Annotated in this window: 9 protein-coding genes; 5 read left to right on the top strand and 4 right to left on the bottom strand. The window is 60.3% G+C overall.

Features of this window, described 5'->3' with window-relative positions:
• The first annotated feature begins 5 nt into the window (after positions 1-5).
• From BMX92_RS13665 to BMX92_RS13650, 4 genes are all read left to right on the top strand, one after another.
• Positions 6-1,424, top strand: a complete 1,419-nt coding sequence (locus BMX92_RS13665) for a carboxylesterase/lipase family protein (protein ID WP_093017371.1) — start codon at positions 6-8, stop codon at positions 1,422-1,424.
• A gap of 197 nt (positions 1,425-1,621) precedes the next feature.
• Positions 1,622-2,818 (top strand): AAA family ATPase, encoded by a 1,197-nt coding sequence (locus tag BMX92_RS13660; protein WP_093017369.1) that lies wholly within the window; start codon positions 1,622-1,624, stop codon positions 2,816-2,818.
• A gap of 74 nt (positions 2,819-2,892) precedes the next feature.
• Positions 2,893-3,981: a ParB/RepB/Spo0J family partition protein gene (locus BMX92_RS13655; protein WP_093017367.1), complete on the top strand. Its 1,089-nt coding sequence runs from the start codon at positions 2,893-2,895 to the stop codon at positions 3,979-3,981.
• Between the two features lie 256 nt (positions 3,982-4,237).
• Positions 4,238-5,422, top strand: a complete 1,185-nt coding sequence (locus BMX92_RS13650) for a replication initiator protein A (protein WP_093017365.1) — start codon at positions 4,238-4,240, stop codon at positions 5,420-5,422.
• A gap of 451 nt (positions 5,423-5,873) precedes the next feature.
• Here the strand turns inward: BMX92_RS13650 and BMX92_RS13645 are convergent, their stop codons facing one another.
• Positions 5,874-6,803 carry a hypothetical protein gene (locus BMX92_RS13645; protein WP_093017363.1) on the bottom strand — a complete coding sequence of 310 codons (930 nt, stop codon included), beginning with the start codon at positions 6,801-6,803 and terminating at the stop codon, positions 5,874-5,876.
• Between the two features lie 967 nt (positions 6,804-7,770).
• Between BMX92_RS13645 and BMX92_RS13640 the strand changes: the two genes are divergently transcribed.
• Positions 7,771-8,325, top strand: a complete 555-nt coding sequence (locus BMX92_RS13640; protein WP_093017361.1) for a hypothetical protein — start codon at positions 7,771-7,773, stop codon at positions 8,323-8,325.
• Between the two features lie 104 nt (positions 8,326-8,429).
• Here the strand turns inward: BMX92_RS13640 and BMX92_RS13635 are convergent, their stop codons facing one another.
• The 3 genes from BMX92_RS13635 to BMX92_RS13625 are packed head-to-tail and all read right to left on the bottom strand — an operon-like array spanning position 8,430 to position 14,873.
• A complete protein-coding gene (locus BMX92_RS13635; protein ID WP_093017565.1) occupies positions 8,430-10,619 on the bottom strand; it encodes a carboxylesterase family protein in 2,190 nt (729 codons plus the stop codon).
• Positions 10,620-10,630: 11 nt separating this feature from the next.
• Entirely contained in the window at positions 10,631-12,004 is a 1,374-nt protein-coding gene (locus BMX92_RS13630; RefSeq protein WP_218145787.1) for an alpha/beta hydrolase family protein, read from the bottom strand.
• A gap of 7 nt (positions 12,005-12,011) precedes the next feature.
• Positions 12,012-14,873 carry a TonB-dependent receptor plug domain-containing protein gene (locus BMX92_RS13625; protein ID WP_143066791.1) on the bottom strand — a complete coding sequence of 954 codons (2,862 nt, stop codon included), beginning with the start codon at positions 14,871-14,873 and terminating at the stop codon, positions 12,012-12,014.
• Positions 14,874-14,899: the final 26 nt, after the last annotated feature.

Genomic DNA, 14,899 nt, shown 5'->3' with positions numbered 1-14,899 from the left:
AAGCCATGTCCAAATCGACACGCCTGTTAGTGCTGGCTCTTGCCCTATATTCAACCCCCAGCCTGGCTGCCCCTGATGCGCCGGAAGTGACGATAGGCGACGGCGCATTGCGCGGTGTGGCGGCGGAAGGGGTCGTCGCTTTCAAGGGAATTCCTTTTGCAGCGCCGCCGGTCGGCGATCTGCGCTGGCGCGCGCCGCAACCCGTGGCGCATTGGCAGGGGGTACGCGATGCAAGCCGCTACGGACATGATTGCATGCAACTCCCCTTCCCCAGCGATGCGGCGCCGCTCGGTACGCCACCAGCCGAGGATTGCCTGTTCGTCAATGTCTGGAAACCTGAAGCGGCCAAGGGCAAATTGCCGGTCATGGTCTGGATCTATGGTGGTGGGTTCGTAAACGGCGGCTCCTCCCCGCCGACCTATGCAGGCGATGCGCTGGCCCGGCAGGGCATCATGGTGGTCAGCTTCAACTATCGGCTGGGCCGCTTCGGCACCTTCGCTCATCCGGCCCTGACGAAGGCGGACGCCGACAAAGGTCTGCTCGCCAATTATGGCTATATGGACCAGATCGCGGCCCTGCGCTGGGTACAAGCCAATATCACGGCTTTCGGCGGTGACCCCGCCAATGTCACCATCATCGGCGAAAGCGCCGGCGGCATGTCCGTGCATGCGCTGCTGACGTCCCCCATGGCGCAAGGGCTGTTCAGCAAGGCGGTGATCCAGTCGGGCGGACCGATGCCGATGGGCGACGCCACGTTGGCGGGGGCTGAGGCGCTGGGCGCTGCCTTTGGCGCGAAGAAGGGCGTGGCGGCCGATAGTCCCGACGCGCTCGCCAAATTGCGCGCCCTCCCGGCAAACGATATTGTCGACGGATTGAACCTGGCCGCCTTGTTTAGCGGCGCACCGCGCGACCATAGCAGCCCCATTGCGGATGGCCGCATCGCGGTCGACAGCCTGGGCGCCTATCAGGCAGGACATTTCGCGAAGGTGCCGGTGATGGTTGGTGCGACTAGCGACGATATTGGCGGGCCGTCCGGTCCGATGGTCGCGGGCGCCCGGACGATGGCAGACCAGTTCGTCGCGCAGGGCGTACCGACCTATTATTACCGCTTTTCCTATGTCGCCGCATCAGCGCGAACAGCCGAGACGAAGGGCGCCGGGCATGCCAGCGAGATCCCCTATTTCTTCGACACGGTGGGAATAAAATATGGCGCGGCGACCACTGCTGCCGATCGCTCCATTGGGCGGATTTCCAGCGGATATCTGGTAAATTTCGTCAAGAACGGCAATCCCAACGGCACCGGCCTGCCCGTCTGGCAGCGCCATGACGCGGCGGGTCAGCCGATGCTGGATATCGGCCCTGATGACAGCGCGGCGTCAGGCCCCGACAATTGGGCAAGCGGCGCGTCGAAAACACGGCAATAGAGCAAGCATGGCGGCGTTTGCGCGCATCCTTGCGCTCATGACGTCGCCCTGTTGCAGTTCCGATCATAAAATAGAGTTGGAATGCAAAATGGGCAGGATAGCCAAACCTGCCTCCCTGACGCTCGCACATTGCAGATTTGAATGAAGTCTGCAATAGTCCACGACATTAAGCTTCAAGCCAATGTCCGGGGGACAAAATGAACGCAGTGGTTGACCAGATCGGCGATCTGGCCGAGGCCGGCGAAAAGATGGTAGAACGCCTGCGTCGCAAGGCTTTTCTGCCCGATAGCCGCAAGGAACTGAACGTGCGCTTTGGCATTGCCGAGGCCGCGCAACTGTTGGGCTGCTCCACGAATCGTATCCGCATGGCGGAAGATGATGGCCGCCTGCCCCCTGCCCCGCCGACTGAAAATGGCCGTCGCCCCGGCTATACGGTCGATGAGATGCTCAACATGCGGCAGGTTCTGGGCGCCACACCTGAGCGTGCGCCGCTGGACGTACCGGCAATTATTGCGGTCCAAAATTTCAAGGGCGGTGTTGGCAAGTCTACCGTTACGACACATCTAGCCCATTATTTCGCGGTGCAGGGCTATCGCGTACTGGTCGTCGATTGCGACAGTCAGGCGACGACAACGACATTGTTCGGCTTCAACCCGCATTTCAACATCCAGCGGGAAGAGACGCTTTATCCCTACCTGTCGATCGATCCGACCCAGGTCGACCTGCTCTATGCCGTCAAAAGCACGGCCTGGCCCAATGTCGATCTCATCCCGTCCAATCTGGAACTGTTCGACGTCGAATATGAACTGGCAGCGGCCGGCAGCGACGGCGGGTCCGTGCTCGCAGCCCGTTTCCGCAAGCTCAAGCAAGGGCTGATGGATCTGGCCCGCGGCTATGACATCGTGCTGCTCGATCCACCGCCAGCGCTCGGCACGATCAGTCTGGCGGTGATGCAGGCAGCCAATGCGCTGTTGGTGCCACTGGCGGCAACGACGCCCGATTTCTGTTCCACGGTGCAGTTCCTGTCGATGATGGATCAGGTGATCGGTCAGTTGCAGGGCGCAGGCATTGCCGTCGACTATAGTTTCGTACGGCTGATCTGCTCGAAGTTCGATTCCAACGATCCCAGCCATGCGATGGTTCGGGCGATCATGGAGCAGAGCTTCGGCCCGGCGCTGATGCCGGTTCCGATCCTGGATTCAGCGGAAATCAGCCATGCCGCCCTGCGCATGATGACCGTCTACGAACTGGAAAAGCCGATCGGCACCCCCCGCACGCACAAACGTTGCCGGGCCAATCTGGACCAGGCCATGGGCCAGATCGAGGCTTTGGTCCGGCAAGGATGGGGCCGGGTCGCGCCCGCGCGCGAAGAGGATATCGTCAATGTCGGGTGATATCCGTCACCTGAGAGTGCAAATCCCGCCTTCCAACATGTTCACTTTATGTTCTATTGTTTCAGGACGGTTTTATGGCGCGTAAGCAATCCGACTATCTGGCTGCTCTGCTGTCTGATGAAGCGGCAGCCCCGCCGCCGCCTGTCCAGGAACCGGTAGAGGAAACTACTCTCCCCACGCCTGCTCCTGTCACACCGCGCGTGGAGCGGGAGCGCGCACGCGGGACAACCTTGCTCGGCCGAGAGTCTGCACTTGCACGTCTGGCCTCAGGAGAGGTGCGTCAAGTCACGCAACTCCTGCTGGACCCTGCCCGCGTGCGGATATGGCCCGGCAATGCGCGTCTCTATGCGCATCTGTCCGAGGAGAATTGCCGCGAACTTATCGATTCCATCGTCGCGGAAGGCGGGCAGAAGGTACCTGCCGTCGTGCGCCGGGTCGAGGGCGATCCCGACCATGATTATGAAGTTATTGCGGGCACCCGGCGCCATTGGTCGATCAGTTGGCTGCGCCGGCACAGCTATCCCGACGTTCATTTCGTTGCACAAGTTGCGGTTCTCGATGACGAGGCTGCCTTTCGGCTGGCCGATCTGGAAAATCGCGCGCGCAAGGATGTCTCCGACCTAGAGCGTGCACGCAATTACGCCCAGGCGCTCAAGGACCATTATGGCAGTCATTTGACCCGGATGGCCGAACGCCTGAAACTGTCCAAGGGTTGGCTGAGCAAGATGATAAAGGTCGCCGGAATTCCGGACGCGGTTATCAGCGCCTTTGCTTCGCCCTCCGATGTCCAGCTCAAGCCTGCCTATTCGCTGGCCCAGGCGCTGGACGAACCGAAAGCCGCTATGGCGATCCGCGCCGCCGCCGCGGGCCTCGCAAGCGAGCAGGCCATGCTGCGACAAAATGGTGGCACGCCATTGGCAGCTACCGATGTCCTCAAGCGACTGCTGGATGCCCCCCGCGCCACAACCGCCACACCCAAGGCCGAACCTTATGTCTGGAGCGGCCCGCTTGGGCGCCCCGTTCTCTCCGTTCAGTCGGTGAGCCGTCAGGGCATCACATTGCGTCTTCATGCCGGCTCCGGCGCGGACACCGAAGCGCTGATCGATGCCCTGCGCGATACGCTCGCCCATCTGGAGCAGCAGGGTCTGGGTCTTCAGAGATGACAGACACGCGGCGGACCAGAATGAACCGGCCCATATCTACAGGGCTGTTTCCCCGGGGAAACGATCCCGGCGGCCATCCGCAGGTAAGCGAAACGCTTAGCTTCCTCTTCTTTGACACCTGCATGCGGATGGCCGTTTCCCCGGGGAAACGGCCTTCTCTCGTGAAGCCATGTCACCGCCCCCCTTCCTCTGCTTGGGTCAAGAACACACCCTGCAAGGTCGGGTTATCTCGCTTTACCATTGGATCATTTTTCTCATGACCCGCGCGCCCACCCCCGCGATCAACGATCAGTTCGAGCTCTTCCTGCCCTATATCGCGGACATGCCCTTGCGCGACCAGCGCGAGATGATGGAACGCCCTTTCTTCTCGCTCGCCAAGTCGAAGCGCGTGAAGCCGATCGATTACACCTCCCCCGATGGCAAGGCCTGGGTTCATGTATCGGCCAATCCCGATTATGGCATGGCGACGATCTGGGACGCGGACATCTTGATCTACTGCGCTTCAGTTCTGGCCGACATGGCACGTCGAGGCCTGAATGACATTCCGCGCAAGCTGCACCTCATGCCCTATGACTTGCTGCGTGCCATTCATCGCCCGACCACCGGCCGCGCCTATGAGCTATTGGGTCAATCGCTTGATCGACTGGTCGCCACGACAATCAAGACCAATATCCGGGCCGAGAATCGGCGCGAGGCCACTTTCTCTTGGCTCGATGGCTGGACACAATTAGTCGACGAGCGCACCGAGCGGTCACGCGGCATGACAATCGAACTTTCCAACTGGTTTTATGAAGGCGTGTTGATGCAGGGCGGCGTCCTCTCCATCGATCGCGCCTATTTCGATCTGACGGGCGGACGCGAACGTTGGCTCTACAAAGTCGCCCGCAAACATGCCGGTGGGGCAGGGGAGGCCGGTTTTGCCATCTCCATGCCGACACTTTTCGAGAAATCGGGGGCGGAAGGGGCCTATCGCCGTTTCAAATTCGAGATCGCCAAGATCGCCGATCGCGACCCACTGCCCGGCTATAGTCTCGAACTGGAACAGCCTGACGGCAAGCGCGAGCCTTCGCTGCGAATGCGCCGCCGCAAAACGGCGGTAGCGCTTCCTTCGACCGTACAGCGGGACAAGGAGGCGGCAACCGTCATTGCGAGCACGACGCAGCCTTCTCCGAAAGCTGCCGATGAAACGGTCGAGATTGACGCGAGCGCTCTCATTCGCCGCAGCGTCGTCAGCCTGTCGTCCCGCGCCAGCGCCGGCGAGTTGACGGATGCAACATTGGCGACATTGCGCGCCGAATGTCCGGGCTGGGACTATCAGACCCTCCACCAGGAATTTCGTTCCTGGATCGGCAGCGATGTGGAACGGACGCCGGTCAATTATCAGAAAGCGTTTATCGGCTTCGTCCGCCGCTTTCATGAAAAGAACCGGCACACTCTGTAAACCAGCCGGGGCAGGGGAGGGTCTTGCCCTCCTCATCAGTATCCCGTTCCCGATGTGTCGGGTTTTCCAGATACAGCATGACGGTTCGATTACGGCTCAAATATCATTCGGCAAAGCTGGGTCGGAATTGAACATGCTTGGACAGGCTATGGTGCGAAGTGATTCAAATTTCCACGCCTTCCGCACCTTATATCCGGCTCTTCGATCTATCAGGAACGGGCTTCGCACCTTTAGGAACATATGCCCGATCCTTCAGGAACAGATGGCTCGACATTTCAGGAACGATAGCCCGTCATTTCGGGAACCGGCCGGCTATCCGAATCGCCGGATTCAGGCGATTCGGACAATGTTCCGGTTCGCTTAACTCTTTAACCTAGTTAGAAACCTTATAACGGTAGTGAGCCAATTCTTCTTTTTGGAGAGTGGATAAGTACCAGAGCCGCAGCCTCACCTATGGCTTTGAGAAAGCTCTGAATTGCTCGACCAGCTTCGTCGCTCCTTGGTGCGATACACCCAGCAAGCGGGATACAGCGATCCTGCTCAAACCCGGATAGGCCAGTTCCAGCCTGATCAGCAGCGGCAGTTTGCTCCGGCGCGTTACGTTAAGATCAGTAGGCAACCGATCCATCTGCGCTTCGAGACGATTGAGATCCGCCAGCCCCTCTCTTGCGCATTTAAGGATACGGTCCTGAAGAACGGCCGCAAACTCTTCTACATCCTCTGGCGGCAACCTTGGCATGTCGGTAAAGGATGGAAGCAGCCGAAGGGCCAGCCCCGAGCGTTGCAAGGCGAGTGGCATATGACAGGCTGCCAGCCAGGCCATATCCGGACGGGCGGATGCAATACGCCATTGGCGCCCGTCTGACGTCGTCATCAGCGGTCCTTCTACCGGCGAGACTGTCACGGACTGGCGAACCTGGGCCAAGCGCTCTGCGATGGTCAGGAGGGACGGAGCGGCATAAGACGCACCAAGAACCTCCTGCGCGACCCGCCAGAGTGGACCGAAACGGACAAGGTCCTCTTGCGCCCACAACGTGGCCTCTTCCCTATCATCCAACAAGTCCCGTGACAGGTTCAACGTGGCCCGCGACAGGGAATCCTGTCCATCTTCAGCGGCCGAGAGTGCAAAGTGAAACAAGGCTGCGACCGAGAGCGGGTCATTCAACCCTTCACTATGGCGCGGTGGAGCTGTCCGCCCCGCTATCCAGTTTTGAAGGTCCCGCACCTCGATCGGTACACCTGCAGCATTGGCTAGCGTTGCTGCGCCGCGGAGACGTGCCCTTGCGAGCCAGATGTCCGCGACGGGGCTGGATTGAAGCCTGCCATCAAGCCTGCCAAGCAGGAGCAGGGCGTGATCTGAATTATAAGAATAACCGCTCATATCTGCGGTCTAGCGCATATTTCGTTGTAACCAAATAAGGGGTTTGGTTACAACTGCTGATACAGAAAATTTTCGGATGACGCGCCGGGCAAATTTCCGTCGACACGTGCGATTTTAATAGCAGATAATCGGCACGACCTCCATCATATCTCCGCACATTTCCACGAAAATGCTCCCTCGTTCTATGTTTATCGAATACACAGAATCAGATGGTTGCCTTTTTGGTTGGTTTCCCCGGAGAAACACCGATTTTGCGCAACGTTGGGTTATGAAAGACGGCTTGTTCCTGTCTTGCGAGACCGTCAGGTCAGGTTTCAGTCACTCCGGAGCGACCTAGCAGACATACGCATCAGTAAAGGCGCGGAAGATGGCTAAGCGCTGGTGACGTCAGCATAGCCGAATATGATTTGCTGTTCGCAAGGTTAACGCCCGGGAGCGACAGTCTGTCCTACAGGATCGATTTCTCCCATCCAGCGCCCGGCTCTTTCGATTGTCGGCAAAAGACGCAATGCAAAAGGAGATGGGCGATCATGGTAAAAGCGACATAGGGCGACAATTCCCCGTCCATATTGCGGTGCTATTGTCGCTTTATCGCGAAAGCCGGGATAGTCGGAATTTGTGCGTCGCCTGCCGGCGCATTGTCTGCGCGCATTATCTGCCAGAATATCAGTTCTCCATTGAGCATCGGGCCTGGAAGCAGACCTCTGCGTCAGAAGGGAGGCAGGCTGATGGTTAAGATGCGGTTGCTATCATGGGGGAGCAGTCAGTTCCGACACCGGATCAAATGACGAGACGCCAGCCCTTCATCAAGGCTCAGCGCTTTGATATCGATATCTTCTCGCGATCATCGCAAAGTGCCCCTTATGACATTTTACCCGCAGGCAAAGTGTCACTCGCGACAAAAATACAGTCCACGATTCGCAGGGGATTCCCTTTGGTCTCGTCTTGTGCTTGATTCCTACCTGTTATGTTTCAAGCATCCATCCAGCCACGTTCCCCGCGCAGCGGCGATCTTTCGGCGCTGCTTGATCGCCTTGCGCATGCAAGTTCGCGTCCTCGATATGCTTACATGCTGCTGACTCTGATCGCCGAAGTAGCGCGAGCCGATGGCAGCGCGGGGCCTTTGGTGGCGCAGGAGGGCGCTCTGCTGACATTGCGGGACTGGTTATGCGACGCGCTGACGCCCATGGGCGGTCGCGATCCACGACGACTGGCATTGACCGAGCGGGTGCGGCTTGAACTGGAAGGGCAGGGGCAGTCGCCGACCGATGCGGCGGTCGAGGAAGAAGTGAAGCTGAGGGTGCGCGTATCCGGCAAGGCCAATCTGAGCCGGGCCGTGTCGGAGCTGGTCGCCGCGGATCTCCTGCGGCGCCATTATCAGGGTTTCCGCGTCGATCACCATAATCGCGGCGCGCAGCGACAGGCCGTCTATACTTTGACAGGCCTCGCCCGAGCCCTGTTGATCCGTGCGCCCGCTCCGCCGTCGTCCGGCAAAGCGCGACAGGGTGAATTGGGCTTTTGACGGACAGGTGGGGTCATAGTGGCCTTGCCAGCCTACGGCCGACCAAATTCGCAGGCTTCCCCTAGGAGCGATCAGGACTGTGTCAGTGACCGCGCCGGGCCAGATCACCAGGCTGGCTGCGTTGCATAGAAACGTTTCCAGAAAGCGATCCTGACGGCCGATGCCACCGGGATAGGCGCAAAATGATCGCCCAATTCCATGACCTGTGGCAGTTGCGGATCATAGCTCGGCCAATTGGGCAAGCCCGGTCCATTGGGATCGCCGGTCTTGATGATATTGGCCCAGTAGGAGGACATGGTTTCCGCAATGCGGCGATCATCCTGCGTCCAGGGCAGGTCGATCGCATCGAGACTGTTGAACGCATAGACGATTTCCGAGCCGTGGAATGCGCCGCGCAGGTCATGCTGCGGCCCCGGCATCGCATGCGTCCAGAAATAGGTATGCAGGGGATGCTGGTTACCCTTGCGCCAGAGTGTTCCCCATAGCCAGGTCGAGATGCGGCTATTGTCTCGCGCTGCAGCGTTATTCTGCAAGGCGGCTTCGTCATCCGTCCGGGCGGGATAGAGTTTGAGGAATTCTCCGGCGAGAGGCCCGAATTTTCGCTGTGCGGACGCCTTGAACAGGGCGACGGTGACGCTGGTCTGCGGCATGCCGGCACGGGGCGTGGTGGTGCTGGCACGTAATGTGGCAAAGGCGGTTTCCGGGACGGCGCCGGTTTCGTCCTTGTTGTTGCCCGCGACATAGGCGATCGGTTGCTGCACGCCCGCCTGATAACTGTCCCAATAGGATTGCGGGATGACCCAGCCATCCACGACCGGGCGGAACAGGGGTGGTTTGCCGTCGCTTCCGGTTTCGACATCCGCGTCGATCGTGGCGCTGCCTTCGATCAGTTTCTCCCACGGCATGGCGCGCAGTTCTTCCAGGCTGCTGGCCCCATGTTGCTGCGCATAGCGCTGCCCGGCCTGCTCCGCTGTCTTCAATGGACGCCAGGATACGGACAGATAGCGCAGCTCGGTGTCGCGCGGATAGCGAGCATGACTTTGCGCTATGCCGGCCCGGAACAGCCCCTTGGCCAGCGGGGACAGGGTCAGGAAACCGACCGAACCGGCGCCTGCGGACTGTCCGCCGATCGTCACCTTGCCCGGATCGCCGCCGAAGGCCGCAATGTTGCGCTTTACCCATTGCAGCGCGGCAATGTCATCGAGCAGCCCATAATTGCCCGAGGCTTCATGTCCCGATTCACGGCTGAGTTCGGGCGTAGCGAGAAAACCCAGCACGCCGACGCGATAGTTGAAAGTGACGACGACGACACCTTTGCGGGCCAGCGCCTCTCCATCGAACTGCGGGCTGGCGCCGGTGCCGCCGATGAAGCCACCACCATAGATCCAGACATAGACGGGACGCTTTTCGGTGTCGTCCGGCTTGGCGTTGGTCCAGATATTGAGTGTCAGGCAATCCTCGCTCTGGGCAAGGCCCTTGGCCATTTCGCCGCCCGGTTGAGGGCAGGCCGGACCGAACTGATCCGCATTGCGCACGCCGTTCCAGGCAAGCGGTGCTGCGGGCGCGCGCCAGCGCAACTGTCCTACCGGGGGAGCGGCGTAGGGAATGCCCCTGAACACTGAAATAGACGGATCGCGGCCGACCGCGCCGGTCAGCAAACCGCTTTCCACCTTGATCGGACCGGGCGCCGACGCAGGTTTTTGACTATAGCCGACAAGATCGCCAACGGCGAGGACATGGCCGCGCATAGCCTGTTTGAGCATCTCGAAACTGGGCGACCCGGGAAATGTCAGCGGCGTATTGAGGGCGAAGATCTGAACATGATAGTCATGGCGGGCCGTGTCATGGGCATGCGGTCCCGCATAGGGGGCGTCAACGCCGTGGACATTGGGGCCATAGGCACTGCCGACAGGTGGCGTGGTCATCCCGGCAGGCAGGGACAGGATGTGGGCGGGAATGTTGTAGAGTGCCAGTTGGATGCTGGTGCCCGCTTGCGGGTCCGCCGCGTTCAACTGCCCCTGCATGACGACGGCATAGGCCTTCGTGCCCTTGGGACCGCTAGTCCAGTTCAGGCCCGGGAAGCGATTGTCGCCATATTGGGTGTTGGCGACAGGAATGTCGCTGTCGGTAGCGAAGGAGGGGCTCGTCACCTGCAATAGCGGGACCGAGCCGACGGCGGCGATCAGCAATTGCTGGTCATGACCGATGCTGGTGGGCATTGGCTGGGCGCAGGCCGTACCGATAGTGATAGCTGCCAGACTGGCCAGCGCGACGTGCGAATAGGGGGATGTCATGCGATATTCCTTCATGGCGCATCTGGCGCGAAGCGGCCCGGCTTGGCCAGCCAGCCGTCAATATGGTCATAGGTCGTTTTGAGCGTGTCCCCATAGGCACCAGATACTGGCTCGCACTTGATGCAGGGGGTGTACATATGGGTTGCGCCTTCCACGAAGGCGATCGACTTGTCGGCGCTGGCCGCCAGCCTGTAGATTTCCTCGGCCGCCAGATATTCCCAATGGCCGGTCATGCCCATGACCAGCAATGGCGCGCCAATGCCCTGCACATTGCCGGGCGGGCTGGCATAGGTCGATGTCCATTCCACCCCATGGACACCTGTCGCATCATAGCCGAAGTCGGGGCCGGTGCGGATCGCATAAGTGTTGAGATAATTGCGGACGGTGGTCTTGAGCGCACCCCGGGTCAGGGACGGGGTCATGCTGCGGATATTTTCAGGCACGCGGACCGTCGGTACAACAGTCTGCGTGATCCGTCCGCCGGCGTGCAGCAATGGCCATGCCTGCTGGCTGTGCGCCAGTAAGCTGATGTCCTGCGAAAACAGCTTGTTATTGCTGCCCAACAGGATCGCGCCGGGTACGACGAAAGGCGCGTCATCGGCAAATGGGCCTTTGCCGGCCTGGATATCCGCCAGCATCGATTGGGCGCGGGCGAGCAGGGCATTGTTGCGACGCCCTTCGGCCTGAAGAAAGGTCGTGATGAAGGTGGCTGAATAGTGCGAGCCGGTCGGGACGAAGCCGTTCGCGGGATTATACATGTCGAGCGCGGGATTGATCGACATACCGTTGCCTTCGTCTTGCACTGCAGGATCGATGCTGAAAAGCGTCATCGCGGCGAGGCCCCAGTTGGAATCGATCAGCATCAGGCCGTCGGCAGGAGGCAGGCCTGCCAGACTATCGGGACATTTCCATATCTTGTCCGCCGACTGGCAGGACTTGACGCCGCGTTCGGCGATCATCTGATAGGCGCTCATGATCGTGCCGCCGCCGCTATGGCCCAGCAGTATGACATGATCGATGCCGGGCTGCTTGCGTAGCCAGGCGACCCCAGCCTTGATTTCCAGCAGAACCTGATCGAGCACGCCATCGTTCGATGCGCCCGATTTGCTGGTGGAATTATTGGCGCACAGGACGCGATAGCCGCGCTTTGCCAATTCAGTGCAGCCCGAAAAGCTGAGATAATCGGCCGACGAATGCATGATGAGGATCGCGGTCCCGGCCTTTGATCCGGGTGCGACAGGCTCATAATAGGCGCCCGGCACGCCGGGGCCCAGATGGACGAAAGCGGGGCGAATGCCGGGCACTTCCTGCCCCCATGCCGACTGGCCCCCGGTGAGGGCCAGCGCGGTCAGCAGGGCAAGGGCGGCTGCCTTGATCGGGCGCATCGTTCGATCAGCCCTTGATACGGAAGCCGATCATGAAGGCGCGCCCGGTCGGGTCATCCGAAAATTCATAGGAAGCCCCGGCCGATGTCGTGCCGCTATAATAGCCGCTGAGCGGCGGCTTGGCATCGAACAGGTTGGTCACGCTGAAATAGAGGGCGCTGTCCGCGACCTTCCAGCCCGAACCGGTGTTGAGCGTTACGGTCAGGTTGGTGGTCGCGAAATCCCTCACATATTCCTGGCCATCGGCGAACACATGGGCGGCGACGCCGCTGCGGCAGAACTTGTTGCGATAGCGTTCGAACAGGTCGATCGAGACGCTGTCGCTGGGCTTGAAATTGACGAATCCGGCCAGCGTCACGCTGGGGCTGGGCATCAGGCCGTTGAGGCCCCATCCTGCACCGCCCTGATCGATGGTGGGAATGCCAGGCTGCTGATAATAGATATGCGGCTGATAATTGACCATCAGGCGCAAGTTGAGCGGATGCCCGCCGACATGGGTGGCATAATCGGCTTCGCCATCGATGCCCCAGGTCTTCACCTTCGCGATATTATAGGGCTGGATATAATAGGCTGTCGCATTGCCTGCTGCATCGCGCTGGATCAGCGAGCAGTAGATGGACGATCCGCCGCTGTCGACACAGCCCTTCTGTACGGCTGCGTTGAACCCCTGAATCACCGAAATCGCATTGCTGACGACGGTATGATAATAGTCGGCGGTCAGCGTCAATCCGGGGATGAAGTCGGGTTTCAGCACGATGCCGGCGGTGTAGGTGCGGCCCACTTCGGCCGTCAGGTTCGTATTGCCCATGTTGATCGAGGGCAGATAGGCGGTGACATTGGGAGTCTTGGTCGTGTCGGTATAATTGCCGTAGACCGTCGTGACCGGTTGATAGAGGTCATAGAGGGTAGGCGCGCGGATGTCGCGGGAGGCTGTGCCGCGCAGCTTGATCTGGTCGTTCACTTCCCAGACGCCGCCGACCTTCCAGGTCGTATAATGCCCGCTGGTGCTATAGTCGGTATAGCGGGCCGCGCCGTTCAGCGTCAGTGCCTTGGCGAAAGCCATGTCGCTGAGCAGCGGAATTTCGACCTCGATCGCGGCTTCCTTCACGCTCTGCGACACGGTGTCGCTATAGGGGAAAGTCGTGGGATAGAGGACGGTCGCACTGGTGCAGTTGTAGCGCAGACCTGTGCAGTCGGCGAGATCGGTGGGCAGAACGCTGCTGGCGGCATTGAAGCGTTGCTTGCGCCACTCCCCCGACAGGGCGACATTGACCGGGCCGGCCCAGGTGGCGAACACCGGCCCGCTGATCGAGATATCGGCCGAATCCTGAATCGTATGGGTCGTGAAGACTGCCTTGCCCAGCACATAGTCCAGAGCGGCGGTGCTGGCGGAATTGGCGCCGAAGATGTTGAGCGGTACGCAATCGCCATAGGCGGATGGGTTGGTCAGGGATGCCTGACAGACGATATTGCCGTTGCCGTCATAGACGGCGTCCAACGCGGCTGCGAGACGTTGATTATTGGGCATATTGTCGACAGTGGTCTGAAGCCGCGAATAGCCATGGGTGTAGGTGGCGTTCCACTTGAAGTCCGCCAACGATCCTTCGATGCCGACATTGCCATAATATTGATTGGTCTTCGACGATGCCTCGATACGCGGCGCGCCGCTCAATATTTCGTTCATCGTGAAGGTGCTGGCGCCCGACAGGGCTGCCTGGGCTTCCTGCGACAGGAAGGCGTTGCTGCTGCTGAAGGTCAGGCCGGTCAGCTGGTTCCAGCCGGTGTAGCTCTTGTTCTTCTTGATGTTCGCCGCGCCCTGCACATAGACATGAATGTCGTCGGTCAGGTCATAGTCGAAGCGGGCGAAAGCCTGCGTGCCGCGCGACGGCGAAGACATGGACGAATTCTGATAGGCGCCGTCGCCACCGATCTGGCAGCAGGAGGAACCGGATGCAGCGCCCGCCACGAAGGGCACGATCGCACCCGATGCGTCGAACTGCCTGCCGCGCTGGGCGCCGTTCGTGATGTAGCCACCAAAGCTGTATGTGGCGAGACGGACGTCGGTCGCCAGATAATAAGGGTTGGCGGCGGTCCCGGCGCCCTGCATGGCCGCCAGATTGTTCCAGCTGCGGTCATAGGCGCGGTTGAGGATGCCGTCATATTCGCGATGCTGGACGCTGGCTTCGAAATGGCCGCGTTCCCCAACCTTGAAGCCGAAGGCGGCGCCGATGTCGCGTGTCGCGGCATCACCGCGCTGCGATATGCCGGCCTCTGCATGGGCACGGAAACCATCGAAATTGCGGTTGAGGACATAGTTGACCACGCCCGACACCGCGTCAGAGCCATAGACGGCCGAGACGCCGCCGGTGACGACGTCGACGCGGCTGATCAGCTCCTGTGGGATCAGATCGACGTCGACGGTCGAATTATAGAGCGTCGGCGGAATGCGGTGACCGTCGAACAAGACCAGCGTGCGATAGGAACCCAGATTGCGCAGGTTGAGGACGTTGGCGGCGCCGTTGCCGCCCTGTACGCCGGTCGCGTTGGAGCCGGGATTGCTGAACTGGTTACGCGAACCGGAAAAGACCGGCAGGTTGTTGAGTGCGTCCGAAATGGTGCCGGCCGGGGCTGCCGCAGCAAGGGATTCCGTGGATACGGTGGTCAGCGGTGTCGGGCTGGCCGATCCGTTGCGGATGATGCGCGATCCGGTGACGACGATGTCAGCGGGACTGACGCCGTTGGCAGCGTTGTCTTTCGCGGCCGAAATATCGTCCGAGTTAGCGGCTGTCTCTTGCGCCATGGCCATGTCGGATAGGCCCAACAGGCTCACCCCGGCGAGCAATGTGCAAAGATAGAAGTTCGTTTTCATGAAAGCCCTCTCCCTGAAATCGCCCC

Origin of the sequence: Sphingobium sp. YR768, assembly GCF_900111125.1 — a bacterium.
Taxonomy (GTDB): Bacteria; Pseudomonadota; Alphaproteobacteria; order Sphingomonadales; family Sphingomonadaceae; genus Sphingobium.
Note: the sequence above shows the minus strand (reverse complement) of the source record. Positions and strands in the feature narration are given on the sequence as shown.